Here is a 24,902-nt window from a genome sequence, read left to right as displayed (position 1 = left end):
CGGTCCGGAGGACTACTCGTACGCGCCGAACGCCTTCGTGAAGGCCAACGGCTCCTGCATGATGGAACTGCAACTGGCATCCGCGCTCGGCTGCGCACCGCCCGGGCACGCCTTGTCCCGCGTGCCGGACCACATCGCCAGCCGGCCGATGCCCTTCTCCTGGGCGAACTTCACAAGCTGCGCGGCATCCTCGACCTTGAAGATCTCGGTGACGACATCGTTGACACCGATCATCGGGGTGACCGCGACGGCCTTCCACGCGGCGGTGTCGGAGAGCCCGAGCACCCCCTTGATCTGCGCCTGTGTGGCGGTGGCCGCCTGGATCGCGTACGCGCCCATGTCGCCGCTGTACGCGGGGCCGTAGTCCATCGCCATGATGTTGACCGCGTCGACCCGGACGCCGTTCTTCCGCGCGTCGGCGAGCAGGTCCACACCCGGCTGGGTCAGCCCCTCGGGCATCACCGGCAGCGTGAAGGAGACGTCCAGGCCGGGGTGCGACTTCTGAAGCTGGGCTATGGCCTGGGCGCGGCGGGAGTTGGCGGCCGTGTCGGGCAGCGCACCGCCCTCGATGTCGAAGTCGGCCTTGGTGAGCCCGTAGGCGTCGATGACCTTGCCGTAGGCCGCGGCGAGCTCTGCGGCCGAGGAGCAGTGCAGGGCCAGTTCGGCTCCGGCCGCGCCGCCGAAGGAGACCCGGACGTCACCGCCCTTCGCCCGCAGCGCGTCGATCTGGGCGGCGACCTTGTCGTCACCGAGGCCGGTGACGCCGCCCCAGAGGGGTGCGCAGCTGCCGCCGGAGGTGATGAAGGCGAGGGTGAACTCCTTCACCCCGGTCTTGGTGACGGTGTCCAGGAGGTCGTACGAGGGGTAGAGCGAGGTGTCGATGTACGGGGCGAAGCCTGCCGATTCCGTGGTGCCGCCGGGCTCCGACGGAGTGGGGGCGGGCGTCGTGCTCGGTGTCGCGCTCGGCGCCGTCGTGGCGGTCTCGGAGGCCGTGGGGGTCGGCTCAGGCGCGGGGGACGCGGTGCCGGTGGGCCGGCCGCTCGGCTCCGGTGTCGTGCCCGGGCCGGCCGAACACGCGGCCTCGTCGATGAGGCAGCCGGCCGGGTCTCCCGCGGTGCCGGCCGAGGTGGTGACGAAGCCGACGGTGACGGACGTGCCGGGGGCCAGCCCGGTGTCCCAGCTCGCGGGCTTCACCGTGACGTGGTTGCCGCTGACCGTGTGCTCGGCGTTCCAGAGGGAGCTGATCTTCGTGCCCGTGGGCAGGTCGAATTCGAGCGTCCAGTCCGACCGGGCCCGCGTGCTGTCGTTCGTGACGACGTACTGCCCGGTGTATCCGCCGGTCCAGCCGCTGGTCCTGGTGTACGTCGCTCCGACCGCGGCCGCCTGAGCGGTGCCGGTCAGCGCGAAGACCGTGCCGCCGATCACCGCCGCGGCGACGACGGCGCCGACCGCCTTGGTTCTGGTGCTCGCCGTGCGGCGGTGCGTGCTGGTGCCCATCGCGTGCCTGCCTCTGTCCTGCGGGGGGTGGGGGTTCGCGGCAGACGCTAGCGGCACCGAAGACGGCAATTGGGGCGCTTCGGGCCCCGGCCGGTGTTCTTAGGGTGGGCTTAAGGAGCGCATCGGCGCCGGTTAATGCTGGGTGCCCGCACCGGAGCCACGGCGGAACTCTGCGTTCCGGCGCAGCACTCCACGTCGCTGCCGCCCCACCCGGTGTCCGCGCCGGCCCCGCTCGGGCCGGCCGCCGTCGAGCCCGATCCAGATCCTTACCTCCGTGCCGCCGAGCACCGACCGGCCGATCCGCAGATCGCCTCCGGTGGACTCCGCGACCCGGCGGACGATGTCGAGCCCGAGGCCGGTCGAGCCCGCCGCTCCGCCCCGTCCGCTGGAACCCCGGGTCAGCGCCGCACGGGGGTCGGCGATGCCGGGGCCCGCGTCGGAGACCAGCACGATGACCGCGTCACCGCTGTGGTGCACGTCGACGGAGAACGCGGTTCCCTCCGGGGTGTGCCGGAAGACGTTGCCGAGCAACGCGTCGAGTGCCGCCGCCAGTTCGGGCCGGGCGACCGGGATCCGTACCGTGCGGTCCACTCCCGCGAGACGCACCGTGCGCCCCTCGTCCTCGGCGAGCGCCGACCAGAAGCCCATCCGCTCCCGGATCACCTCAGACGCGTCGCAGCCCGCGTTCGCACCCGCCTGCGGGCCGCCCTGCGTCTGGGGGCGCTGTTCGCGAGCGGTGCGGATGATCGTGTCGACCTCGTGCTCCAGCTGCTCGACGGCGGCCCGGGTCTGTTCGGCGGCCGGCCCCTCGCCCAGCGAGGCCGCGTTGAGGCGGAGCACGGTGAGCGGGGTGCGCAGCCGGTGCGAGAGGTCGGCGGCCAGTTCGCGTTCGTTGGCGAGGAGCTGGACGACCTGGTCGGCCATCGAGTTGAACGCCACGGCGGCCGAGCGCAGTTCGGTCGGCCCCTCTTCCGGGACCCGCGTGCCCAGCCTGCCCTCGCCCAGGTCGTGGGCGGCGCCCGCGAGCCGCTGGGCGGGCTCCACCATCCGTACGCCGAGCCGGTCGGCGACCGCGACCGAGCCGACGATCAGCGCGACGCCGACACCCGCCAGCACGAGCCAGGCGGTGGCGACCCCGTTGGAGACCTCCCCCTCGGGCACGAACACCTCGACCACCGCGATGTCCCCGGAACCCAGCGCCGTCGGCTGGAGCAGCACGGAGCCGCCGGTGACCTCGGCGATGGCGGCGCGCCCCGACTTCCGTACGGTCTCCAGGTCCTTGCGGGTGGCCCGGCGGCTGCCGATCTCCAGCGCCCGCCGGTCCGGTTCCGCGGCGGCGGGGACATGGACGGCGAGCCGCCCCTCGTCACCCGGTTCGGTGGACAGGACGGCCCGGGTCAGTTCCTTGCGGTCGGTGGTGATGGACAGGGTCGGCCCGATGGTGGCCGCCTGCCGCTCGGCGTCGGAGAAGGCCCGGTCGCGGGCCATCTCCTTGATGACGAGTCCGAGCGGGACCGCGAAGGCGATGACGACCATGGCCGTGACGGCCAGACAGACCTTGACGAGGGCCCATCTCATGCGGGCGGTTCCAGCTTCACGCCGACCCCGCGCAGGGTGTGCAGATAGCGCGGCCTGGCGGCGGTCTCGCCCAGTTTGCGGCGCAGCCACGACAGATGGACGTCGATGGTCTGGTCGTCGCCGTAGGACTGCTGCCAGACCTCCGCGAGCAGCTCCCTGCGGGCGACGACGACGCCGGGGCGGCCGGCGAGGAAGGTCAGGAGGTCGAATTCGCGGCGGGTCAGATCGAGCGTGGCCCCGTCCAGTTCGGCCTGGCGGCGCAGCGGGTCTATGGAGAGCCCGCCGACCTGGATGACCCGGGGCGGCGGCGCCTCGCTGCCGGCCGCGCGCGAACGGCGCAGCACGGCCGCCATCCGCGCCGAGAGGTGTTCGACCGAGAACGGCTTGGTCAGGTAGTCGTCGGCGCCGTCGTTGAGGAGCCGTACGATCTCGGCCTCGTCGTCCCGCGCCGTGGCGATGATCACGGGTACGTCGGTGATGGACCGGAGCATCTTCAGCGCCTCGCCACCGTCGAGGTCGGGCAGTCCCAGGTCGAGGATGACCACGTCGAAGCCGAAATGCGCGACCTCGCGCAGCGCTTCGAGCGCGGTGCCGACACTCCGCACGGTGTGGGATGCCTCGCTCAGGTGCCGGATGAGGGCGGAACGTACGAACTGGTCGTCCTCGACCACGAGCACACTTGCCATGGGCGGCACCGTACGCCATCCGGCCGCGCCGGGTGCCGGGCCGGTCCTCTCCGGGACAGCGGAGGCCCGAGTGGTGCAGGATGTGCCGGATGCAACGAGGACTCGTACACGCGATCGCGTGGTCGCTCGCCACCGGGGCGGCGGTCACGTTGTCGTGGTGGGGCGTGCACACGGTGATGGCGGGGACCGCCTACGACCCGCCGCGCGCGGTGCCGCTCGCCGTGGGCGCCCGTACCGGACAGAGCACGCAGGAGCCGGTGTCCTCGTCCACGCACCGCGCGGCACCGGCCCCTTCCTCGCCATCGGCGAGCCCCAGCACCACGCCTCCGGCCACGCGCACGCCGTCCCGTACGCCTTCCCGAACACCGCCGAGCAGCCCGGCACCTGTGCGGACGCCGAGCGCGTCGGCCGCCTCGGGCGAGGTGAAGAGTTACCGCACGGACGGCGGGCGGGCCGTGTTCGAGCTGGGCAGCAGCTCCGCGAAGCTGGTGTCGGCGACTCCGGAGCCGGGCTGGTCGATGCAGGTGTGGACGAACACGACCTGGATCAGGGTCAATTTCGCCGACGAGACCGGAGCGACGTACTCCGTGTTCTGCACCTGGAACGACCATCCGCCACAGGTGCAGATCGTCGGCCCGTAGCGGCTACCCGAACGCGGAGGGCGGCGGCGCCGGGGACGGCTTGGCGTCCTCGTCCGTCACGGCGGCCGCGCCGCCGGTGAAGTCCGCGAGCGCCCGCCCGTGTTCCACGCGGCCGGGGTGCGGATCGGTCGCGACGCGGCGGGTGAGCTCGGCGACGGCGAGCGGCAGGTCCGAGGCGAGCAGCACGGCGTTGCCGAAGCGTCGGCCGCGCCACACGGTCGGATCGGCGGCGAGCGCCAGCTCGGGGAAGCGGGTGGCGGCGGTGGCGATCTGGCCGCGGAGGTGGGTCAGCGGCGGCCCGTCGGCGAGGTTGGCGACGTACTGTCCGCCGGGCTTCAGGACGCGGCGCACCTCGGCGAGGAATTCGGTGGAGGTGAGGTGCGCGGGGGTACGGGCTCCGCTGAAGACGTCCGCGATGACGAGGTCGGCCCAGCCGTCCTGCATTCTGCCGAGCCCGGCGCGGGCGTCGGTGGACCGGACGCGTATCCGGGCCTGGGGGTCCAACGGCAGCTCGCGGCGCACCAGCTGGACGAGCGCCGCGTCGGCCTCGACGATCTGCTGGGTGGAGCGGGGGCGGGTCGCGGCGACGTAACGCGCCAGCGTGAACGCCCCGCCGCCCAGGTGCACCACCTGGAGGGGCTGCTGCGCGGGCGCGGCGAGATCGATCATGTGGCCGATCCTGCGCTGGTACTCGAAGGACAGGTACGCGGGATCGTCGAGGTCCACATGCGACTGCGGGGCGCCGTCCAGCAGCAGCGTCCAGCCGCGCGGCCGCTCGCGGTCGGGGACGAGCTCGGCGCGACCGCCGTCCACCTCCGCGACGAGGGGCTCCCGCTTGCGGTCGGACCGCTTCCGGGCGCTCGCGCCTCCTGCCGACGCTCCTCGACGTGCCACGCTTGCTCGCCCTTGCTCATACGTTCCGGGGCCGGCACTTCACCGGCGGCGCCGGGAGTTCCGGCCGTCCGGCCATTATGGGCTCACTGGCAGTTGTCGGCCGCCTCGATCAGCCGGGCCGCCTGATCCAGGGCCTCCCTGAGCACGGCCGGGTCGGTGACCGGCGCGTCGGCGGCGGGCGGCAGGAGCCAGCCGCTGCCGAGGACGGGGGGCTCGGCGGGGATACGGAGCCCGCGGCCGTTCGTCCGCGTACAGGCGCTGCCGGGGACGTCCCAGGCATCGGCGGTGCCCGGCGGGACCAGGAAGCCGAGGGTGTCGCAGGCGCCGTCGTGGAGGACCGGGCCCACGGCCTCCTGGTCGGCTCCGCGGCGCAGGATGTCGACGGCCTCCAGTCCTTGGCGGGCCGGGACCGTGACGAGGTCGCACGGTTCGCCGCCGTGGGCGGGGGGTGCGGGTGTGGACGCGGGTGCGGGTGCGGCGGGTGGTGCGGTCATGGGGTGCGCCGCGGTCGTCCGTGAGCCGGTCTCCGTGCCGAGGTGCAGCAAGGGAACCCCTCCTCTCATCGCCGAACGGAGCCAGACTCCGTCTCCACATGGACCAACGCGCTCATGGCGTCAAGGGCTACGGCACCACGCCGCCGCAAAGGATGGCAGTTCATGGCGGATCACGGGCGAGATGCCTGCTTTGTAGGCAAACACTCCGTGTGCGTCTCGTCACAGCAGGTACGTTCTTGCTCCGCCGGGACAACAGAACCAGCGCCCGGCTGCACCGGAGAGGGCCCAGCCATGGTGTCGACACGGCCAGTTCCCAACCTCGCCTTCCGCCGACTGCGCGGACAGCGCTCCGCGGGGGAGTTCGCGGCGGCGGTCCGCCGGGCCGCGCGGGAGATCGGCGAACAGGTCGCCTGCGATGCCCGGTACATCGGCCGCGTGGAGTCCGGCGAGATCCGCTGCCCCAACTACGCCTACGAACGGGTCTTCCTGCACATGTTCCCCGGGACCGGCCTCACGGACCTGGGCTTCTCGGCCCGCGAGACCGTGCGCGGCCGCGGGGCGCGCGCCTCGGCCGCGGACCCCTCCGCACACCCCGCCACTTCACCGCCCCCTACGCTCCACAGCGACATCGACGAGGAGAGCGACGTGCTGCGTCGCATGTTCATGACCAGCGGGACCGCCACCGTGGCGGCCGCGTCCCTGGGCCTCGGCGGCGCCTCCGCCGCTGCCGCCCTGGCCAGCCTGCCCGCACAGCGCCGGGTGGGCGAGGCCGAAGTGATCGCCGTCGAGAAGGCGGTGCGGCAGATCCGGCTGCTGGACGACCGGCACGGGGGCGACGGCCTCTACCGGCGGGCCTCGCAGCCGCTGCGGGCCGCGTACGCCCTGCTCGACGCGGGGACGGCCACGCGCCGCGTCACGGCGGACCGGCTGCACGCGGGCGCCGGGGAGCTGGCCATCTCGGTGGGCTGGCTGGCCCATGACTCGGGCCGCTTCGAGGACGCCCGCTCCCACTACGCGGAGGCACTGGCGACGGCGCGGCTTGCGGGGGACGCGGCGCTGGAAGCCCATGCCTTCTGCAACGCGTCGTTCCTGGCCAGGGATACGGGACGGCCGCGCGAGGCCGTGCGCGCGGCGGAGGCCGGCCAGCGGGCCGCCCGGCCGCTCGGCTCGGCACGGCTGCTGGCACTGCTGGCCCTGCGGGAGGCGGGGGGCAGGGCGGGGCTCGGTGACCGCACCGGGTGCGACCGGGCGATCGGCCGGGCACACGCGGCGTTCGAGCGCGGGGCGTCGGCGGCGGACCCGGAGTGGATGACGTTCTTCCGGGAAGCGGAACTGGAGATGCTCCAGGCCCAGTGCTGGTCGGCGCTGGGCGACTGGCCGCGGGCGGCGCGGCACGCACGGCGGGCGACGCGGCTCCAGGACCCGCACTTCACGCGGAACCTGGCGCTGTACCGGGCGCAGCTGACCGGGGATCTGGCACGGGCCGGGATCGCGGACGAGGCGGCGACGGCGGGCCACGGGGTGCTGGACCTGCTGGACCGGGTCCAGTCCTCGCGCATCCGGGCGATGCTGGCGAGCGCGGTGGGGGTACTGCGGGCGCAGAACGCGTCGCCTGCGGTCAGGGACTTCGTGGACCGCCACGAAGCGGCGGGCCGGCGGCCGGCTCCGGGGCCGACGGTTCCGACGGTTCCGTCCTCGAACGCCGGGCGGACGTGATCCGGCCCCAGCCCCGGCCACCCCACCCCCGGCCCGTGCGGCGTCCGAGGACGGAACCCGGGTCCACGGAGGCGGCGCGCAGCCCGGAGGACCGTTACCGGTCCAGGTGCCCCGTATCGTTCCAGCGCTCCACCGCAGGCAGGCCGTACGCCCAGCCGAGCACCGACAGTGACGTCGGGTCGAGCCGGATGCGTGCGCCGAACGACACGTCCTCCCCCAGCCACCGCGCCCCCAGCGCCCGCAGAATGTGGCCATGGGCGAAGACCAGGACGTCACGGTCCGCCGACCTCGCCCAGTCCACGATCTCGTCCGCGCGGGCGGACAGCTCCGACGTCGTCTCGCCCTCCGGCACACCGTCCCGCCAGATCAGCCAGTCCGGCCGGTCCGCCCTGATCTGGGCGGGCGTCAGCCCCTCGTACGCCCCGTAGTCCCACTCCATCAGCGCGTCCCACGGCTCCGCCCGCTCCCCGAAGCCTGCGATCGCGCAGGTCTCGGCGGCCCGGACGAGCGGGCTGGTCCTGACCTCGACCCCCGGCAGGCCCGCCCACGGCTCGCGGTGCAGGCGCTCGCCGAGCAGCTTGGCGCCCTCGCGGCCGGAGTCCAGCAGTGGAATATCCGTCCTGCCCGTGTGATTGCCCCGCACCGACCACTGGGTCTGGCCGTGCCGGGCGAGCAGGATGCGCGGTGCCATGGAAGCTCTCCCTGGAACTGGGATCTCACGATCCGATAGGTCCCGGACGGCGATGTCCGATACAGCGACGCGGACGGCAACCGGTCCCGGACCCCGTCGGGGGCGCGGCCGATTCCTCCCGCTCCATCATCTCTCACGTGCCCGGGAGGCAACCCCCGGGGCCGTAACGGCGTCCCATCCAGCACGGTCCCGGCCAGGGCCCGCCGCCCGGGCCCGCGCCCGCGAGCGCGGTGCCGGGAACCGGGACCCCCTGGGAAACCCCGGCCGACGACCGCCGTACGGTTGAATGCCATTCGACGGCAGCATGAACATGGGGAGAGCTACCGGATGCAGCACGCCACCACCGCGCCCGCACCCGGCCACCGCCCCCGCTGGTGGACGGAGCTGCCACTGATCGCGGTGGTGTACGCGCTGTACTCGGCAGGACGGCTGCTGGTCCGCGGCGACGTGTCGACCGCCGTCGACCACGGGCTCGCCATCCTCCGCCTGGAACAGTCGCTCTTCCTCAACGCCGAGCACCCCCTGAACCGCCTGCTGACCGCGAACCCGGCGCTCGGGATACCCGCCGACTTCGCGTACGCCTCGCTGCACTACCTCATCACCCCGGCCGTCCTCATCTGGCTGTTCCGCCGCCGGAAGGCCGCCTACCGGGCGGCCCGCACCTGGCTGATGACCTCCACACTCCTCGGTCTGATCGGCTTCACGCTGATGCCGACCTGCCCGCCCCGGCTGCTCGACGCCCGGCACGGCTTCGTCGACACGATGGCCCAGTACAGCGCGTACGGCTGGTGGGGCACCGAGGCGAGCGCGCCGCGCGGGCTCGGCGGGATGACCAACCAGTACGCGGCGATGCCGAGCCTGCACGTCGGCTGGTCCGTCTGGTGCGGCATCCTGCTGTGGCGGCACGGCCGCCACCCTCTCGTACGGGCCCTCGGCATCGCCTATCCCCTGCTGACCACGCTCGTGGTGATGGGCACCGCGAACCACTACTTCCTGGACGCCGTGGCGGGCGTCGCCGTGATGGCGGCCGGAGCCCTGCTGACCAGGCCGGTGATCCGCCTCGCGGACCGTGTGAAGCACCGGTTCCTGGCCGGCCCCACCCCCGTGCGCGGGGCCGTGGACACCGGTAAGGCCCCGGATGTCAGTGCCGGATGCAAGACTTCCGCGGGTGAGCGAATACCCGGCCAGCGGACCTCCTCCGCAGACTCCACCGACACCGGCGTTCCCGCCGGCGACGACGCTGCGGCAGCGGCTCGCTGAGCTGCGCGGCCCGTCCGTCGCACCGCACCCGCTCGACGCACGCGCGCTGGCCGCCCTCGCCGCCAACCCCGGCTGCAAGCGGCGCGCCCTGCTGGACGCCGCGGGGGTGAACAAGGCCGTGCTGGCCACGGCGCTCGGCTCCCCCGCCGCCTTCGGCCAGTCGCAGTTCGCGTTCATGCGGGGCAACGCGTTCGAGGCGAAGGTGAAGGCCGACGGCGGCACGGAACTGCTGCGCCTGCTGTACGAGCGGCTCGGCGGCGGCTGCGAGGCACCGCACGAGGCGCGGGTGCCGGATCTGACGGCCGCCGGACCCGAGGGCCGTGCCGCCAGGACGGCGCTGGCGCTGCGGGAGGCGACGGCGGCGGGCGGCTGGGCCCTGCTCGACCATCCGATGCTGGCCCTGGAGGTGGCGGGCTCGCCCGCCTATCTGGAACCGGACGCCGTGGTGGTGCACCCCGACGGCACCTGGACGGTCGTGGAGATCAAATCGTTCCCCATGATCGACAGCTCGGCCGACGCGGCCAAGGTCGGCGCCGCGGCCCGGCAGTCCGCCGTCTACGTCCTGGCGCTCGAACGGATCGCCGCGATGACCGAGGGCGCCCAGGTCGGGCACCGGGTGCTGCTGGTCTGCCCGAAGGACTTCTCCAACCTGCCGACCGCGTCCGTCGTCGACGTCCGGAAGCAGCGGGCGGTCACGCGCCGCCAGCTGACCAGGCTGACGCGCATCGAGGACATCGCCGCGACCCTGCCCGAGGGCACCACCTTCGACCCGGGGTGCTCCCCGCGGGAGCTCGGTCAGGCCGTCGACGCGGTCGGCGCGGCCTACGCCCCGGAGTGTCTCGCAGCGTGCGAACTGGCCTTCCACTGCCGGGGGAAGTCCCGGGCCGAGGGCGCCGTGGAGACGCTGGGACGGAGCGTCAGGGGCGAGCTCGGCGGACTCACGACGGTCGGTGAGGTGCTGGCCGCCGCGGCGGGCAAGGAGGGCGACCCGGACGACCCGACGGTCGCCGCGCTGCGCCGCGCCGCCGCGCTGCGCGCGGAAGCCCTGGAAGGCCGGGCGGTATGTCACTGATCAACACCCTGGCCCGGCTGGAAGCGGTGGAGAGCGGGCGGGCCCAGCCGCTGGCCACCGTCCGCCACCGCCATCTCACCGGCCGCCCGCTCGTGCTGGTGCCGCTCACCACCGCCGGTGAGGCGGGCGCTCCGCTCGGGGCCCTGGTGGGCACGGACCGGGAGGCGCCCCGTCTGCTGGCCGTGGCCCAGCCGCGCGACCGCGATCTGCGGTTCGCGTTCCTCGCCGAGCTGGCCGAGGCGGTGCTGCCGTACATCGAGTCGTACGCCGACGTGGTGGAGCCGGCCGAACGCAGCGAGACCGATCCCGAGACCGGGAAGAAGGTCAAGGTCGAGGTCGAACTGTGCACGGAGGCCGCCCAGTTGATCGTGCCGAGCCGGGCGGGCATCGATTTCGTACGCCTCCTGGGGCGCTCGATGCGCTTCCGGCGGACGGCGGAGGACGACCCGGACACCCCGTATCCGGCGCCCGCCCGGGTCCCGCTGCTCGGCCGCTGGCTGACGCACTACGCGGAGCGGGCCAGAGTGCCGGGCTCCTCCCTGCTGCTCGCCACGACCGATCTGCTGAACCGGCACTGGGCGACCGGCCAGAGCAGCCTGGAGGACCAGCATCTCGGCGCGCTGCTGGCCTGGATCGCCCCTCCGGACGGCTGCTCGGGCGCCGATGCCGCCCTGCGCGCGGAGCTGGAGCGGGACCGGGAGGGCCAGTTGCTCTGCCCGCCTGCCGGGCCGGCCACGGACCCGGCGTTCGACAACCGGCTGCTGGCGCCCGCGATCGAGGCGTACGACCGGGCGCGCACGGCGCTGGCGGCCGCGGAGGACGGACTGGACGCGGACGCCCGCCTGGCCGGACTGACGAGCGCCGAGCGGGAGATCAGGTCCTTGCTGGCGAAGGTCATGCTGCCTGCCTGGGACGCCGTGTGGCGAGGCCTCGACCTGCTGGGCGAACTGCCCGAGGGGGCCAGGGCCGAGGACCGCTGGACGCGGGACCGCTGGTCGTTCACGGGCCACCGGGACCGGGTGCGGGCCGGCGAGCCCCCGCAGCCGCGCCGGGACGACGCGGTGACGGCCGCCCGGAAGCTGGCCTCCCGGGAGGCCGCGCAGGCCCAGCTCGACGCGCAGGAGGCACTGGACGATCCGCTGGTGCTCGCGGGGCGCCGGCTGTCCGGCGAGGCGTTCGTCGGGGAGGTGACGGAGGTGGAGATGGCGTACAGCGAGTCGAAGCGGCCCTCGCCCCGCCCCCTGGTCACCGTCCGTACGGACGAGCACCCGCACCTCGGTGAGCGGACGAAGGTGTACCGCTCCCTGGACGGCAAGCCCCAGACCGCGGAGTTCGTCCGGGAGGCGGAGGCCGGGGCGCCGTCCGATGAGGGCGGTCTCCTGCTGGTGCTGCGGATCACCGACCGGATGGGCCGGAGCAAGGAACCCGCGCCGGGTTCGGTCCCCGAGCCGGGCGACCGGATCGTCTGGACGCTGTTCGAGCACGACCCTCGCGGCGGCCCGAAGCTGCCGGATCCGGAGGAGACCCCCTGGACTCACGGCGGCCCGCCCGGCGCCGCCGCCGAACGGGCCGAACAGCCCGACCCCGTGACCGCGGAGGACCTGCTGTGACCTCGGAGAAGGCCACGTTCGACCCGGGCGCCGCGGCGACGCGGGCGACCGACGCGATCCTCCACGACACCCTGCGCGGCACCTCGCGCGGCGTCGTGGTGGACTCGCCGCCGGGCGCCGGGAAGTCGACCCTGGTGGTGCGCGCCGCACTCGAACTGGCGGCTGCGGGACAGCCGTTGATGGTGATCGCGCAGACCAACGCCCAGGTGGACGACCTGGTCGTCCGGCTGGCGGAGAAGGCCCCCGGCCTGCCGGTGGGCCGTCTGCACAGCAACGACTCCGATCCGTACGACACGGTGCTGGACGGTCTGGAGCACGTACGGAAGTCGGCGAAGGCGGCGGATCTCGCCGGGCTCGACATCGTGATCTCCACGGCCGCCAAGTGGGCCCATGTGAAGAACGTGGAGCCGTGGGGGCACGCGATCGTCGACGAGGCGTACCAGATGCGTTCGGACGCGCTGCTGGCCGTCGCGGGACTCTTCGAGCGGGCCCTTTTCGTCGGTGACCCCGGTCAGCTGGACCCGTTCTCGATCGTCGGCGCCGATCAGTGGGCGGGGCTGTCGTACGACCCGTCGGCGAGCGCGGTCACCACGCTGCTCGCCCACAACCCGGAGCTGCCGCAGCACCGGCTGCCCGTGTCCTGGCGGCTCCCGGCGTCCGCGGCGCCGCTCGTCTCGGACGCCTTCTACCCGTACACGCCGTTCCGCAGCGGTACGGAACACGGGGAGCGGCGCCTGGCGTTCGGTGTGCCGTCGGACGGATCGGGTCCCGACCGGGTGCTGGACGAGGCGGCGGAGTCCGGCTGGGGCCTGCTGGAGCTCCCGGCACGGCACACCCCGCGCACCGACCCGGAGGCGGTCCGGGCGGTGGCCCTGATCGTCCGCCGGCTGCTGGACCGGGGCGGCGCGGCGACGAGCGAGCGCTCCCCGGACCCGGTCCCGGTGACCGCGGACCGGGTGGCCGTCGGCACGGCCCACCGCGACCAGGCCGCCGCGGTCCGGGCCGCGCTGGCCGAGCTGGGGGTCACGGGCGTGGCCGTGGACACGGCGAACCGGCTGCAGGGCCGGGAGTTCGACGTGACGGTGGTCCTGCACCCCCTGTCCGGCCGCCCGGACGCCACGGCCTTCCATCTGGAGACGGGCCGCCTGTGCGTGCTGGCCTCCCGCCATCGCCATGCCTGCGTCGTGGTGTGCCGGGAGGGCGTCGCGGACCTGCTGGACGAGCACCCGTCGACCGAGCCGGTCCAGCTGGGTGTCACGGTCAAATTCCCGGACGGCTGGGACGCGAACCACTCGGTGCTGGCCCATCTCGCGGAACACCGGGTGCGCTGGCGGCCTTGATCCGGACAGGATCCGGAGGGCGTCCGCCCAGGACGCCCGTCGGCCCTCTTGCGCGGGGCTGGACAATGGAGGGTGGCCATCCGGCCGTACGAAGGAGGAACACCCCATGGCACAACCCGAGCGGAACGAGCGGCAGCGGATGCGACCCGCACCGCTGCTCTTCGAGCCGTCGGAGGCGGCGGCCGACCCCGAGCACTTCTTCGAGCTCGACGCGATGGACGACCCGCAGGAGCTGCTGGCCCGTGCGACGGAGCTGACGCACGCCTTCCGGGCCGCGGCCGACCGGGCCGTCGAATTCCAGGCGGTGGCCGCCGCCCAGCTCGCCGATCCGCGCCGCTTCGACCGGCTGACAGCGGCCGATGTCGCGCAGCGCGCGGAGTGGACCGAGGACTATGCCAAGAAGATGATCGAGTTCGGCAGGTCGCTGCTCAAGGAAGCCGGACCCTGACCGGACCGGCGGTTTCGCCCTGACCCCGGGTACCGCCGCTGGCATATGCCCGCGCGCAAGATACTCCTCCAGGGCCTGCCCTGTCCCCGTTTCCCGCAACTCTCGGAATCAGTACCGTCACTCCCTGTAGACCTGCGTGCATGAGCGCTTGGCTGAAGGACGAAACGACCCTCCCCGCAGGGGCCTCCCACCGCAACGTCGACATCTTCGCTCTGCTGCGGGACCAGCCCCGGCAACAGGCCGCCGCGGTGACCGCCGCGGGGGCCGCCTGGCTCGCCGGCGCCTCGGCCTATCCGCGCAGCACGCTCTCCCAGTGGCAGGCGCATCCGGGCTCCCCCGGCGTCCTGCCGTGCGGGTCCGTCTTCGACGTGGTGAACGTGCCGGCGCTGTTCGGCCGGCGGATGCTGGAGCAGCTCTGGTCCGAGGGGCCCGGCTCCGGCCCGGTCGCCACGCACCGGGGCCGGATGCTTTTGTTCGCCGCCCCCGGTACGGCCCAGCGGCTGCCGTCCCTGCTGGACTGGGAGGAGTGGGGCACCGGCGGCCCCGGCCAGCCCGGGGCGCACCGGGCGGCCGTGCCTCCCCTGCTCTGTCACGGCACCGGCGACGCGGTGACCGTGCCGCCCCTGGCCGGCGGTTCCGAGGGTTCCGGACCCCGCTGGGTGGTCGCCCCCGACACCCGTGACCCGTGGCTCCCCGGCCCCGACGTGCTCCTGTGGGCCTGCGTGCGGGTGGGCAGGTCACAGCCCTCCCAGGCCGCCACGTATTCGATTTTTCCTCCTGCCGATCCGGGTGCTAATGTCTACGACGTCACCAGGCGCCGTTAGCTCAGTTGGTTAGAGCAGCTGACTCTTAATCAGCGGGTCCGGGGTTCGAGTCCCTGACGGCGCACAGACGGAAGAAGCCCCCTCGCTCTCGCGAGGGGGCTTCTTCGTGTTCAGGTGCCGGTCGTGATCCGGATGGTCCAGGATCCGGAGGGCGTACGGTCCGCGACCTCGATCCTGGTGCGCTCGCCGGGCACGGTGTACGTCTCGCCCTCGGCCAGCGGGGCGTCCGCGAGCGGCGGGTAGACGGACCGGTCCCAGCAGGCGTCGGTGCCGGGATGGGTGTCCAGGACCTCGACCGGGCCGCCGCCGGACGGGGTCTCGTTGCGAATCCGGTAGATCAGTACGCCTTCGGTGCAGGTCGCCGCGTCGTTGCCGGTGGCGCTGCGCGCCTCGATGGCCAGGGCGCTGTCCTCGCCGGTCCTGATCACCGCGAGCCGAGTCCCGGTGTATCCGCCGGGCGCGGCGGCGACGGGTTCCAGGGTGAGGTCGGCGCTGCCCTGCACACACCGGACCTGGCGGGTGTCGAGCCAGCCGAGCTTCCACTTGTGCCAGCCGAAGAGCTCGGGCGCCAGCCCGAACTGGCTGCCCATGACGTCCCAGTCACCGACATAGGTGTCCCAGTCGCCCTTGCCGTCCGTGGGCCGGTGGTAGAGGTCCGCCAGGTCGAAGACGTGCCCGGTCTCGTGCGCGAGGACGTTGCGGTCCGGCGGGTGCTGCTCGAAGAGGGTGACGACGCGCCTGATGTCCGCGCCGTCGGCCCGCAGCGGCCGGTCGAAGTTGACGACCTTGGTGGCGTCGGAGTCGACTCCGGGGGCGTCGGGGTCGGCGACCAGATAGACGATGTCGTACGCCGAGAAGTCGACCGCCTCGTCGGCCGCGTCGATCGCGTCGCGCAGATACGCGCTGCGCCGCCCCGAGTCCCAGTCGCGCTCTATGCCGTACCAGGTGGAGGAGTGCGGCATCTCGGTCCACCGCTGCTGGGGGTGCGGGCGCAGGGTGAACTTCCCGTACGAGGCGCGCTCGAAGAAGCGGGTGGTGGAGGGGAAGTAGTCGGCGGTGAGCACGGCCGGGGTGACCGTGGGCTCGGAGTCGGGGAACGAGAGGAAGATCATGACCGCGTCGAGTCCGCGGTCGGGGCGGGGGTAGGCGCCGTTCCAGGTGTCGAGGCCGAGCGAGTGGTGGGCCCCGGTCCTGGGCAGGGCGCACGGGCCCGCGTCACGCGTGGTGGCCACGGCGGGGCCCGCGACGAGGGAAGTGGCGACGAGCGCCATGAGAGAGGTCAGCGCGGCTGCCAGGCCACGCGGACTCGGTCTCTCCACTCCCCCGGGTCTGCGCTGTCGCGGCACATCTACCTCCGGGTGGGAAACACGGGACTCCCCACCCACCCTGTGCCGGTCCGGGGCCGTACGTCCTGTTGGGCTGCCCCACTCGGGTCAGACACACTCGGACCGCAAGCCGCTTCACGGACAGTCACAATCGATCAATCCGGCAAAGCAAGATCACAGAACCGCACAGAAAGGACCAGTAACGGGCAAAGCGGATTGAAGCCCGGATCCAAGGCCATGCGGGTACAGAGAGGCGGGACCGCCCGGCGAGCTGGAACGGCCGACTCACCACCCTCTATGCTTCACCACGCTTTCCCGCGTGGATACCGTCCCTGGAACGGCGCCCCACACGGTGGCCTGTCCGACCACACCTGTTCACGACCATCTTCACAGCGGGAGCAAGCGGTGAGCGGAACCTCCGAAGGGCCGGAGCCCCCGGCAGGCAGAGCCCACGGCACCGTGCGACCACCGGTCACGGAGCGTCATGCGACCGGAGCGAGCCCTTCCGAGCTGCGCGATTACCGGGCCGCCTTCCAGGTCGCCGTTCTCGCCATGGCCGTCCTCGACCACGAGGGCCAGATCATCACCGCGAACGACGCCCTGGCCGGACTGCTCGGCACCGATGCCGCAGCCCTGGCCGAACAGCCGGCCGCCGACCTCGTCGACCTCGCGTCGGACAACCGCACCTGGCACGCGTACCGCGAGGTGCTGCACGGCCGCCGCTCCCGCTTCCGCTGCACCCGCAGGCTGAAGCACCCCGACGGGCGCTCCCTCTGGGCGGAGATCACCGTCGCACCGATGGACGCCTCGTCCACCCCCGCCGGCGGCGTGCTGCTGTCGGTCGCGGACATCAGCGACCGGCGCGAGCTCCAGAAGCGGCTGCGCCACCTCCAGATGCACGACCCGGTGACCCGGCTGCCCAACCGGACCCTGTTCTTCGAACGGCTCTCGGCGGCCCTGGACACACCGCCGTTCCAGGACGACTCGATGCCCCCGCACGGCCGGATCGGGCTCTGCTACCTGGATCTGGACGGCTTCAAGGCGGTCAACGACACCATGGGGCACCGCATCGGCGACCGGCTGCTGGCCGCCGTCGCGGGACGGCTCACCGACTGCGCCGAGCGCGACGGCTCCGACCGCAGCGGCAGCCATCTCGTGGCGCGGCTCGGCGGCGACGAGTTCGCCATCCTGGTCGAGGACTCCACCGGCACACCTCAGCTCACGGAGCTCGCGAACGCGGTGCTCCTCTCGCTCCAGCAGCCCTTCGACCTCGCCGGGCGGCGGCTCTCCGTCTCGGCCTCGATCGGAGTCGTCGAGCGGGCCGCCGCGGGCACGTCGCCCACCGGTCTGATGCAGGCCGCGGACACGACGCTGTACTGGGCGAAGGAGGACGGCAAGGCCCGCTGGACGCTCTTCGACCCCGAGCGCAACGCCCACCGCATGACCCGGCAGGCGCTCTCCTCCACGCTCCGGCCCGCCGTCGAGCGGGGCGAGTTCACGCTGGAGTACCAGCCGCTGGTGTGCATGGCCGACGGCGCCGTACGGGGCGTGGAGGCCCTGGTGCGGTGGAATCACCCGCAGTTCGGCCTGCTGGCGCCGAATCGGTTCGTCGCGATCGCCGAGGAGGACGGCACGATCGTCCAGCTCGGCCGGTGGGTGCTGCGTACCGCGTGCCGCCAGGCCCGCCGCTGGCAGCTCGACCACCCGGACGAGCCGCCCCTGTTCATCAGCGTCAACGTGGCCGTACGACAGGTCTGGGACTCCGACCTGGTCGCCGATGTGGCGGAGATCCTCGCCGAGACGGGTCTCGACGCCGGGCTGCTGCAACTGGAGCTGACGGAGTCCGCCGTGATGGGCTCCGCCGGCCGCCCGCTGCGGGCGCTCCAGGCGCTCAGCGACATGGGTGTGCGGATCGCCATCGACGACTTCGGCACCGGTTACTCCAACCTCGCCTATCTGAGCCGGCTGCCCGTCTCCGTGCTGAAGCTGGACGGCTCCTTCGTACGCGGCTTCCGTTACGAGGACGGCGCGCACCCCAGCCCGGCGGACGAGACGATCGTGGAGGCGATGGTGCAGCTGGCGCACCGGCTGGGCCTCACCGTCACCGCGGAGTGCGTGGAGACGGCGGGCCAGGCCGAACGGCTGCGGAGGATCGGCTGCGACACGGGGCAGGGGTGGCTGTACTCACGCGCGGTGGCCCCGGAACGCATCGCCGAACTGATCGGCGCGAGGCATCGCGAGCCGGACGGGCTTGAAAACCCGAGCCTGTCCGGCGCTTGAGGACACCTTCAAGCCCGTCCGGCGCTTGAGGACAAAGCGTTCAGGAAGGCAGACCGTACGCGTCCGCGATCAGCTCGTAGCTGCGCAGCCTCGCGTCCCCGCCGTGCGCGTTGGCCGTGATCATCAGCTCGTCCGCCCCCGTCCGCTTGGCCAGGTCGTCCAGGCCGGTACGGACCTCGTCCGCGGTGCCGTGGATGACGTTGGAGAGCCAGCCGTCGACGAACTCCCGCTCCATGGGAGCGAAGGTGTACGCGGCCGCCTCCTCCGGGCTGGGGATCAGCCCCGGGCGTCCGGTGCGCAGGCGGACCATCGACAGGGCGCCGGTCAGCACCTGGCGGCGGGCCTCGCGCTCCTCGTCGGCGGCGAGCGCCGAGACGCCGATCACGGCGTACGGGGCGTCCAGCACCGCGGACGGCTTGAACGACTCCCGGTACAGGTCGAGCGCCGGAACGGTGTTCTGCGCCGAGAAGTGGTGCGCGAAGGCGAACGGCAGGCCGAGCACACCGGCCAGCCGGGCGCTGAAGCCCGAGGAACCGAGCAGCCAGACCGGCGGACGGGCCGCGGACTGCACACCACCGGGCGCGGTGGCCTGCACCGGGCCGGGTACGGCGTGGATCCTGGCGTACGGATGGCCGTCCGGGAAGTCGTCGTCCAGGAACCGGATCAGCTCGGCCAGCTGCTGCGGGAAGTCGTCGGCCCCCTCGTTGAGGCGCTCACTGCGGCGCAGGGCCGCGGCGGTCGCGCCGTCCGTGCCGGGCGCGCGGCCCAGGCCCAGGTCGACGCGTCCGGGAGCCATGGCCTCCAGCGTGCCGAACTGCTCGGCGATCACGAGCGGCGCGTGGTTGGGCAGCATGACGCCGCCCGAGCCGAGCCGGATGCGCTCGGTGTGCGCGGCGAGGTGGGCGAGGATCACGGCCGGGGACGAGGAGGCGACGCCCGGCATGGAGTGGTGCTCGGCGACCCAGAAGCGGTGGAAGCCGCGGCGCTCGGTGAGCTTGGCGATCTCCACGCTGGTGCGCAGCGCCTGGGTCGCGGTGCGGCCCTGTCCCACGGTCACCAGGTCCAGCACGGACAGGGGCACGGGGGCCGTTCCGCCTGCGGTGCCGCGAATCTGGTCGCCTCGGATCTCGTCCACGTTTCGGCCTCTCCCGGTGATGCGTACGTAACGGAAGATGCCAACAGGAGGATGGCTCCGTTTATTCCCGCACCTCGATCCCCCGGGGTTCGGTCACGCCGGGGGGCGGTTCGCGGGTCGCGAAGAGGGCGCCCAGCGCCGGCTCGTAGATGCGGCGGTCCACCAGCCGCAGCCCCTCCCAGACCGTCACCTGGTTCGCCGTGAGGACCGGCTTGCCGAGGAGTTCCTCCAGCTCGGTGACGTACGCCGCGGTGTGCAGGGCCGTGTGCGGGAGCAGCACCGCGTCGGCGTCCGGATGGTCCCCGGCGACGGCCAGCTCCTTCACGAGCCGGGCGTCCCAGGCGCCCACCTCGGCGGCGGTGATGATGCCGCTCCCCCGGGTGGCGACCACCTCGATGCCCGCGGCCTCCAGGAAGCGGGCGAAGAGCACGGCGACGTCCTCCGGGTAGGTCGCGGCGACGGCGACCCGGGCCGCCCCCACCTCCCGTACCGCGTGCGCGAAGGCGAAGGAGGTACTGGACGCCGGCAGGCCGGCCGCCCTGGCCAGGGTCGCGATCTGCTCGTGGGCGCCCTCCCAGCCGTACGCGAAGCTTCCACCGGTGCAGGCCCAGACGAGTGCTTCGGCGCCCGCCAGACGCAGATCCTCCACGCCCGCCGCGAGCCGCTCGGGGGAGCCCATCTCGCGGAGGGCCTCGACGCGGTGGGTGTCCTCGCCGATGTCGGTGTGGAAGAGCGGCAGTCTGATGTCGCTGTCGAGCGTGATCTCGATCCGCTGGAAGTCGTCCTCCGCGGAGTGGCCCGGGTAGAGAAGTCCGATGGTCGTCATGTCCGCCCTTCCTGTGGGTCCGGAGCGCCGGGCGAGGCGAGCGGCCCGGCGTCCGCCGAGCGCGTGACCCCGTCACCGCTGCCCTCGCCACTGACAAGTATTCCCCGGATGCCCGCACCACGTAGGCCGCACCGAGCGTGACCGGGTGGCTCCGTTGACGCGGCGGGTTTCCGGTGCGAGCGTGGTGGGTGATGCCAGAGCCCGTCCTCCTCGTCCTGGACACCGAACCGTCGCCGCGCCTCGGCCGGCTGACCGGCCGGGTCCGTGTGCGATACACCGACGAAGACGGCCTGGCCGCGCACCTCCCCTCCGCGGACGCCCTGCTGGTGTGGGACTTCACCTCGGACGCGGTGCGCGGGGCCTGGCCGGGCGAGGGGCCCCGCCCTCGCTGGGTGCATACGGCCAGCGCGGGGGTGGACCGGCTGCTGTGCCCCGAACTCGCCGCGTCCGACACGGTGCTGACCAACGCGCGGGGGATCTTCGAGCTGCCGATCGCCGAGTACGTCGCGGGCCTGGTGCTCGCCTTCGCGAAGGACCTGCCGGGCACGCTGGAGCTCCAGCGGCTCCACCACTGGCGCCACCGCGAGGTCAGGCAGCTCTCCGGCACCCGTGCGGTGGTCGTCGGCGCGGGCCCCATCGGCCGGGAGATCACCCGGCTGCTGCACGGCCTCGGGGTGCGGGTGGCACTGGTGGCGCGGACCGCCCGGCGCACCATCCACGGCATCGAGGACCTGGACCGGCTGGCCGCCCGCGCCGACTGGGTGGTCTGCGCGGCGCCGCTGACGGAGTCGACGCGCGGGATGTTCGACGCCCGGTTCTTCGGTCTGCTCCAGCCCTCGGCCGTGTTCGTCAACGTGGGCCGCGGCCCCATGGTCGTCGAGGAGGATCTGGCGGACGCCCTGCACAAGCGCTGGATCGCGGGCGCCGCACTCGACGTGTTCCAGGAGGAGCCGCTCGGACCTGAGAGCCCCCTGTGGGACGTGCCGGGTCTGGTGGTCTCGCCCCACATGAGCGGCGACTCGGCCGGCTGGCGCGACCGGCTGGGCGAGCAGTTCGTGGAGATGTACGAGCAGTGGGCCGCCGGGCTGCCGCTGCCGAACGTGGTGGACAAGGAACTGGGGTACGTCCCGTCCCCGGACCGCACCGGCCGAGCCGGTCAGGTCCGGCCCTCCTGACGTTCCGTCATATCGCCGAAGCCGCCGGGGAATACGCCCCGCACACCCCCGGTCGCACTCCGCCCGCCCCAGGGCACGGAAAGGTCACCCTCCGGCCACCATTGGGTTACATGCCGCAGTGCCCTGCATAGACGTACGGGATCGGGCAGGCGCTCACCCTGTCCGGACTGTCCGACCCCCCAGGAGATTGCGAACCATGGCTGACTTCCCGAATCTGTCCCGCCGGGGTTTCCTCAACCGATCGGCAGCCGTGGGGGGATCGCTCGTCGTGCCCGGCCTGCTCTCCGCGTGCAGCAAGACCGGCTCCGGGGCGGTGGAAGGCGAAGGCGCCCTCGACAAGCTCCGCAAGCAGGGCTTCGTACGGGTCGCGTACGCCAACGAGGCCCCGTACGGCTATCTGGAGGGCAAGGACCTCAAGGGCGAGGCGCCCACGCTGCACCGCGAGATATTCAAGGCGCTCGGTGTCGACGAGCTGAAGCCCACCCTCTCCGAATGGGACGGCCTGATTCCCGGACTCCAGGCAGGCAAGTACGACGTGGTCAGCGCGGGCATGGCGATCACCCCCGAGCGCTGCGCCAACGCCCTTTTCTCCGAGCCGGAGTTCATCTCCCCCACCGCGCTGATGGTGAAGAAGGGCAACCCGAAGAAGATCACCGACCTGGCCTCCGCCAAGGCCGCCGGAGTCACCGTCGGCGTGATGTCGGGCGCCGTCGAGGGCTCGTACGCCAAGGGCGCGGGCATCGCCGAGGACAAGATCAAGACTTTGCAGAAGCCGCAGGACGGCGCCGACGCCGTCAAGGGCGGGCGCATCGACGCCTTCCTGCTCACCGGCATCTCGCTGCGCTGGCTCGCGAAGACGAATCCGGCCACCGAGGTCACCGAGGCGTTCCTGCCGGAGCTGGACGGGAAGAAGCAGTTCTCCCCGGGCGGCGCGGTGTTCCGCCAGGGCAACGAGGATCTGCGGGACTCCTTCAACCGCGAACTGAAGAAGATCGTCTCGGACCGCTCGCGCTACGTGAGCCTGCTGGAGCCGTACGGCTTCGGGGCCACGGAGATCCCGCCGGCCACGCTGAAGACCGCCGATCTGTGCAAGGGCTGACGGGGGCGGACCACACCGTATGAGTGACTTCTTCTCCACTCTCCTCGATGAACTCCCCCAGGTCCGCGCCGGTCTGTGGGTGACGCTCCAGGCCACCGTGCTGGGGTCCCTGCTCGCCCTGGCCCTGTCCTTCGCCCTCGGCCTGATGGCCGGCAGCCGGCTGCTGCTGGTGCGCGGGGTCTCGCGGACCGTCGTCGAGTTCTTCCGCGGCACCTCGCTCTACATCCAGCTGTTCTGGCTGTACTACGCGATGCCTCCCCTGACCGGCTACGAACTGACGCCGCTGCTCTGCGGCGTCGTCGCCTTCGGTCTCAACTACGGGGCGTACGGCTCCGAAGTGGTGCGCGGGGCCATCAACTCCGTACCGCGCGGGCAGTACGAGGCCGCCGTCGCCCTGAATCTCACCCCGTCCCGGCGACTGCGCAAGGTGATCCTTCCGCAGGCCTGGGTGCAGATGATCCCCTCCTTCACCAACCTGCTGATCCAGCTGCTGAAGTGCACCCCGCTGCTGTGGCTGATCTCCGCCGCCGACCTGATGACGGTGATCCAGCAGGTGCGCGACCGCACCGGTGAGACCCTCACCGCGTATTTGACGCTGCTGGCCGCCTACTTCGTGCTGGCCTACGCGCTGACCCTGCTGATGAATCTGCTGGAGCGGACCGCCAAGCGGCGGCTCGGCCTGGAGACCGGTGCGGGCAGCCTCCTGAAGAGCCGCAGCGCCGCCACGGCCGTCGGAGGTGTCCGGTGAACGGCTTCGACTGGAACGCCGCCGGGGACGCCCTGCCCCTGCTGCTCGAAGGATTCAGGGTCACCCTGCTCGCGACGGTGCTCGGCACCCTCGTGGCCGCGGTCCTGGGTCTGGCCGTCGCGGTGGCCGGACGGGCACCCAGCAGGCTCGTCACCGTGCCGGTGCGGGCCGCGACGGAGTTCGTCCGCTCCACCCCGCTGCTCGTCCAGCTGGTGGGCGCGGCCGCGGTCTTCAGTTCCGTGGAGCCGCTGACCATCGGCATCGTGGTGCTGGGCATCCACTACGCGGCGTACACCTCCGAGGTGTACCGCGCCGGGATCGACGGCGTGCCGAAGGGCCAGTGGGAGGCCGCCCGGGCGCTCTCGCTGCCGGCCCGGCGGACCTGGCAGGCCGTGATCCTTCCGCAGGCGGTGCGCAACGTGCTTCCCGCGCTCGGCAACTACGCCGTCTCGATGTTCAAGGAGACGCCCTTCCTCGCCGTGATCACGGTGCAGGAAATGGTCTTCGAGGCCCGTAAGTACGGGGCCGAGCACTTCGCGTACACCGAGGCGTTCACGCTCGCCGGTCTGGTCTTCCTGGTCGCGAGCTACCCCACCTCACTACTGATGAGAAAACTGGAGAAGCGCCTTGGCCACTGAATCTGCCCCCCTGAAGGAGCCCGCGGACGCGGTCGCGGGCCAGGTGCGGACCGGCGTCGAGCCGCTGGTCCGCTTCGACCGGGTCGTGAAGCGGTACGGCGGCCATGTGGTCCTGGACGAGCTGGACTTCACCGTGCGGCGCGGTGAGCACGTCACCCTGATCGGTCCGAGCGGCTCCGGCAAGACGACCATCCTGCGGCTGCTGATGACGCTGGAGAAGGTCAGTGACGGGGTGATCTGGGTCGATGGTTCACCGTTGTCGCACGTCCGCACCGCGGACGGCTCCCTGAAGCCGGCGGGCGAGAAGCAGTTGCGGGAGTCGCGGAAGAAGATCGGGATGGTCTTCCAGCAGTTCAATCTCTTCCCGAACATGAAGGTGCTCCAGAACATCACCGAGGCACCGGTCAGTGTGCTGGGCATGGACCGCGACGAGGCGGAGAGCAGGGCCCTGGAACTGCTCGATCTGGTCGGGCTGGCGGGGAAGACCGACGCGCATCCCTCCCAGCTCTCCGGCGGTCAGCAGCAGCGGGTGGCCATCGCGCGGGCGCTGGCGATGCGGCCGGAGATCCTGCTGCTCGACGAGGTGACGTCGGCGCTGGACCCGGAGCTGGTGGCGGGTGTACTGGATCTGCTCTCCGACATCGCCAGGACCACCGACATCACCATGCTCTGCGTGACCCACGAGATGAACTTCGCCCGGGACGTCTCGGAGAAGGTGCTGATGTTCGACGCCGGACGGGTCGTGGAGTCCGGATCTCCGGAAAAAATCTTCTCGGACCCGGAGCACGAACGTACGCGCGAGTTCCTCAACGCGGTGCTGTGACCACGCTGTTGGTACACCGACAATGACAGGGGCATATGCCAGACGGGTGCGCCCCAGCTGACAGGCCCGGGGCGCCCCCATCAAGTCGCCAACAGGGCCCCC

23 protein-coding genes and 1 tRNA gene are annotated in these 24,902 nt (G+C 72.5%); 15 read left to right on the top strand and 9 right to left on the bottom strand.

Annotated features, from left to right (window positions below; translation table 11 throughout):
* Positions 1-12: 12 nt before the first annotated feature.
* From AC07FA_RS01050 to AC07FA_RS01040, 3 genes are all read right to left on the bottom strand, one after another.
* On the bottom strand, positions 13-1,497 hold the full coding sequence (locus AC07FA_RS01050; protein ID WP_479072573.1) for a glycoside hydrolase family 18 protein: 1,485 nt from the start codon (positions 1,495-1,497) through the stop codon (positions 13-15).
* Between the two features lie 132 nt (positions 1,498-1,629).
* Positions 1,630-3,075: a sensor histidine kinase gene (locus tag AC07FA_RS01045; protein WP_479072572.1), complete on the bottom strand. Its 1,446-nt coding sequence runs from the start codon at positions 3,073-3,075 to the stop codon at positions 1,630-1,632.
* The gene (locus AC07FA_RS01040) at positions 3,072-3,761 is read right to left on the bottom strand and encodes a response regulator transcription factor (RefSeq protein ID WP_479072571.1); all 690 of its coding nucleotides are present in this window, start codon (positions 3,759-3,761) and stop codon (positions 3,072-3,074) included. Before AC07FA_RS01040 ends, AC07FA_RS01045 begins: the two co-directional genes overlap by 4 nt.
* Positions 3,762-3,850: 89 nt before the next feature.
* Here AC07FA_RS01040 and AC07FA_RS01035 point away from each other — a divergent pair, with 89 nt between their 5' ends.
* On the top strand, positions 3,851-4,402 hold the full coding sequence (locus AC07FA_RS01035; RefSeq protein WP_479072570.1) for a hypothetical protein: 552 nt from the start codon (positions 3,851-3,853) through the stop codon (positions 4,400-4,402).
* A 3-nt stretch (positions 4,403-4,405) separates the two neighbouring features.
* Here the strand turns inward: AC07FA_RS01035 and AC07FA_RS01030 are convergent, their stop codons facing one another.
* Together AC07FA_RS01030 and AC07FA_RS01025 are read right to left on the bottom strand one after the other, a co-directional pair.
* Entirely contained in the window at positions 4,406-5,296 is an 891-nt protein-coding gene (locus AC07FA_RS01030; RefSeq protein WP_479072569.1) for a spermidine synthase, read from the bottom strand.
* 83 nt (positions 5,297-5,379) lie between these two features.
* Positions 5,380-5,841, bottom strand: a complete 462-nt coding sequence (locus tag AC07FA_RS01025; protein ID WP_479072568.1) for a hypothetical protein — start codon at positions 5,839-5,841, stop codon at positions 5,380-5,382.
* Between the two features lie 240 nt (positions 5,842-6,081).
* Here AC07FA_RS01025 and AC07FA_RS01020 point away from each other — a divergent pair, with 240 nt between their 5' ends.
* A complete protein-coding gene (locus tag AC07FA_RS01020; RefSeq protein WP_479072567.1) occupies positions 6,082-7,506 on the top strand; it encodes a tetratricopeptide repeat protein in 1,425 nt (474 codons plus the stop codon).
* 94 nt (positions 7,507-7,600) lie between these two features.
* Here AC07FA_RS01020 and AC07FA_RS01015 read toward each other — a convergent pair whose 3' ends face one another.
* Positions 7,601-8,197 (bottom strand): histidine phosphatase family protein, encoded by a 597-nt coding sequence (locus AC07FA_RS01015; RefSeq protein WP_479072566.1) that lies wholly within the window; start codon positions 8,195-8,197, stop codon positions 7,601-7,603.
* A 327-nt stretch (positions 8,198-8,524) separates the two neighbouring features.
* On the opposite strand from AC07FA_RS01015, the gene AC07FA_RS01010 reads away from it, so the two are divergent.
* The 7 genes from AC07FA_RS01010 to AC07FA_RS00980 all read left to right on the top strand — a co-directional run bounded on the left by AC07FA_RS01010 (position 8,525) and on the right by AC07FA_RS00980 (position 14,815).
* Entirely contained in the window at positions 8,525-9,457 is a 933-nt protein-coding gene (locus AC07FA_RS01010) for a phosphatase PAP2 family protein (protein ID WP_479072565.1), read from the top strand.
* Positions 9,366-10,529, top strand: coding sequence for a hypothetical protein (locus tag AC07FA_RS01005; RefSeq protein ID WP_479072564.1), 1,164 nt, complete (start codon positions 9,366-9,368; stop codon positions 10,527-10,529). Before AC07FA_RS01010 ends, AC07FA_RS01005 begins: the two co-directional genes overlap by 92 nt.
* A complete protein-coding gene (locus tag AC07FA_RS01000) occupies positions 10,520-12,139 on the top strand; it encodes a hypothetical protein (protein WP_479072563.1) in 1,620 nt (539 codons plus the stop codon). Before AC07FA_RS01005 ends, AC07FA_RS01000 begins: the two co-directional genes overlap by 10 nt.
* Entirely contained in the window at positions 12,136-13,479 is a 1,344-nt protein-coding gene (locus AC07FA_RS00995; RefSeq protein WP_479072562.1) for an AAA domain-containing protein, read from the top strand. Before AC07FA_RS01000 ends, AC07FA_RS00995 begins: the two co-directional genes overlap by 4 nt.
* 106 nt (positions 13,480-13,585) lie before the next feature.
* Positions 13,586-13,927, top strand: a complete 342-nt coding sequence (locus AC07FA_RS00990) for a hypothetical protein (RefSeq protein WP_479072561.1) — start codon at positions 13,586-13,588, stop codon at positions 13,925-13,927.
* Between the two features lie 140 nt (positions 13,928-14,067).
* Positions 14,068-14,751: a hypothetical protein gene (locus AC07FA_RS00985; protein ID WP_479072560.1), complete on the top strand. Its 684-nt coding sequence runs from the start codon at positions 14,068-14,070 to the stop codon at positions 14,749-14,751.
* Positions 14,742-14,815: transfer RNA gene (locus tag AC07FA_RS00980), tRNA-Lys, on the top strand. The genes AC07FA_RS00985 and AC07FA_RS00980 overlap by 10 nt, the downstream gene beginning before the upstream one ends.
* Before the next feature lie 46 nt (positions 14,816-14,861).
* Here the strand turns inward: AC07FA_RS00980 and AC07FA_RS00975 are convergent.
* Positions 14,862-16,097 (bottom strand): M6 family metalloprotease domain-containing protein, encoded by a 1,236-nt coding sequence (locus tag AC07FA_RS00975; RefSeq protein ID WP_479072559.1) that lies wholly within the window; start codon positions 16,095-16,097, stop codon positions 14,862-14,864.
* A 384-nt stretch (positions 16,098-16,481) separates the two neighbouring features.
* Here AC07FA_RS00975 and AC07FA_RS00970 point away from each other — a divergent pair, with 384 nt between their 5' ends.
* Complete coding sequence (locus AC07FA_RS00970; protein WP_479072558.1) at positions 16,482-18,356, top strand: putative bifunctional diguanylate cyclase/phosphodiesterase; 1,875 nt, start codon at positions 16,482-16,484, stop codon at positions 18,354-18,356.
* A 40-nt stretch (positions 18,357-18,396) separates the two neighbouring features.
* Here AC07FA_RS00970 and AC07FA_RS00965 read toward each other — a convergent pair whose 3' ends face one another.
* Both AC07FA_RS00965 and AC07FA_RS00960 read right to left on the bottom strand, forming a co-directional pair.
* Positions 18,397-19,491, bottom strand: coding sequence for an LLM class flavin-dependent oxidoreductase (locus tag AC07FA_RS00965; RefSeq protein ID WP_479072557.1), 1,095 nt, complete (start codon positions 19,489-19,491; stop codon positions 18,397-18,399).
* A 61-nt stretch (positions 19,492-19,552) separates the two neighbouring features.
* The gene (locus AC07FA_RS00960; protein ID WP_479072556.1) at positions 19,553-20,317 is read right to left on the bottom strand and encodes a maleate cis-trans isomerase family protein; all 765 of its coding nucleotides are present in this window, start codon (positions 20,315-20,317) and stop codon (positions 19,553-19,555) included.
* A 191-nt stretch (positions 20,318-20,508) separates the two neighbouring features.
* On the opposite strand from AC07FA_RS00960, the gene AC07FA_RS00955 reads away from it, so the two are divergent.
* From AC07FA_RS00955 to ehuA, 5 genes are all read left to right on the top strand, one after another.
* Entirely contained in the window at positions 20,509-21,492 is a 984-nt protein-coding gene (locus AC07FA_RS00955) for a D-2-hydroxyacid dehydrogenase (protein ID WP_479072555.1), read from the top strand.
* 196 nt (positions 21,493-21,688) lie between these two features.
* Positions 21,689-22,591, top strand: coding sequence for an ectoine/hydroxyectoine ABC transporter substrate-binding protein EhuB (gene ehuB, locus AC07FA_RS00950; protein WP_479072554.1), 903 nt, complete (start codon positions 21,689-21,691; stop codon positions 22,589-22,591).
* A 19-nt stretch (positions 22,592-22,610) separates the two neighbouring features.
* Complete coding sequence (gene ehuC / locus AC07FA_RS00945; protein WP_479072553.1) at positions 22,611-23,339, top strand: ectoine/hydroxyectoine ABC transporter permease subunit EhuC; 729 nt, start codon at positions 22,611-22,613, stop codon at positions 23,337-23,339.
* On the top strand, positions 23,336-23,977 hold the full coding sequence (gene ehuD / locus AC07FA_RS00940) for an ectoine/hydroxyectoine ABC transporter permease subunit EhuD (RefSeq protein WP_479072552.1): 642 nt from the start codon (positions 23,336-23,338) through the stop codon (positions 23,975-23,977). Before ehuC ends, ehuD begins: the two co-directional genes overlap by 4 nt.
* Positions 23,967-24,800, top strand: coding sequence for an ectoine/hydroxyectoine ABC transporter ATP-binding protein EhuA (gene ehuA / locus AC07FA_RS00935; protein ID WP_479072551.1), 834 nt, complete (start codon positions 23,967-23,969; stop codon positions 24,798-24,800). Before ehuD ends, ehuA begins: the two co-directional genes overlap by 11 nt.
* Positions 24,801-24,902 lie beyond the last annotated feature (102 nt).

The sequence above is a fragment of the Streptomyces sp. NPDC045968 genome (assembly GCF_056430475.1).
The sequence above is the reverse complement of the archived record's forward strand: the minus strand, read 5'-3'. Positions and strand labels throughout refer to the sequence as shown.

Bases quoted from the DNA above. Each gene is read 5' to 3' on its own strand.
- AC07FA_RS01050 (WP_479072573.1), bottom strand. From the start codon at position 1,497: ATGGGCACCAGCACGCACCGCCGCACGGCGAGCACCAGAACCAAGGCG.
- AC07FA_RS01045 (WP_479072572.1), bottom strand. From the start codon at position 3,075: ATGAGATGGGCCCTCGTCAAGGTCTGTCTGGCCGTCACGGCCATGGTC.
- AC07FA_RS01040 (WP_479072571.1), bottom strand. From the start codon at position 3,761: ATGGCAAGTGTGCTCGTGGTCGAGGACGACCAGTTCGTACGTTCCGCC.
- AC07FA_RS01035 (WP_479072570.1), top strand. From the start codon at position 3,851: ATGCAACGAGGACTCGTACACGCGATCGCGTGGTCGCTCGCCACCGGG.
- AC07FA_RS01020 (WP_479072567.1), top strand. From the start codon at position 6,082: ATGGTGTCGACACGGCCAGTTCCCAACCTCGCCTTCCGCCGACTGCGC.
- AC07FA_RS01015 (WP_479072566.1), bottom strand. From the start codon at position 8,197: ATGGCACCGCGCATCCTGCTCGCCCGGCACGGCCAGACCCAGTGGTCG.
- AC07FA_RS01010 (WP_479072565.1), top strand. From the start codon at position 8,525: ATGCAGCACGCCACCACCGCGCCCGCACCCGGCCACCGCCCCCGCTGG.
- AC07FA_RS01000 (WP_479072563.1), top strand. From the start codon at position 10,520: ATGTCACTGATCAACACCCTGGCCCGGCTGGAAGCGGTGGAGAGCGGG.
- AC07FA_RS00990 (WP_479072561.1), top strand. From the start codon at position 13,586: ATGGCACAACCCGAGCGGAACGAGCGGCAGCGGATGCGACCCGCACCG.
- AC07FA_RS00985 (WP_479072560.1), top strand. From the start codon at position 14,068: ATGAGCGCTTGGCTGAAGGACGAAACGACCCTCCCCGCAGGGGCCTCC.
- AC07FA_RS00960 (WP_479072556.1), bottom strand. From the start codon at position 20,317: ATGACGACCATCGGACTTCTCTACCCGGGCCACTCCGCGGAGGACGAC.
- AC07FA_RS00955 (WP_479072555.1), top strand. From the start codon at position 20,509: ATGCCAGAGCCCGTCCTCCTCGTCCTGGACACCGAACCGTCGCCGCGC.
- ehuB (WP_479072554.1), top strand. From the start codon at position 21,689: ATGGCTGACTTCCCGAATCTGTCCCGCCGGGGTTTCCTCAACCGATCG.
- ehuC (WP_479072553.1), top strand. From the start codon at position 22,611: ATGAGTGACTTCTTCTCCACTCTCCTCGATGAACTCCCCCAGGTCCGC.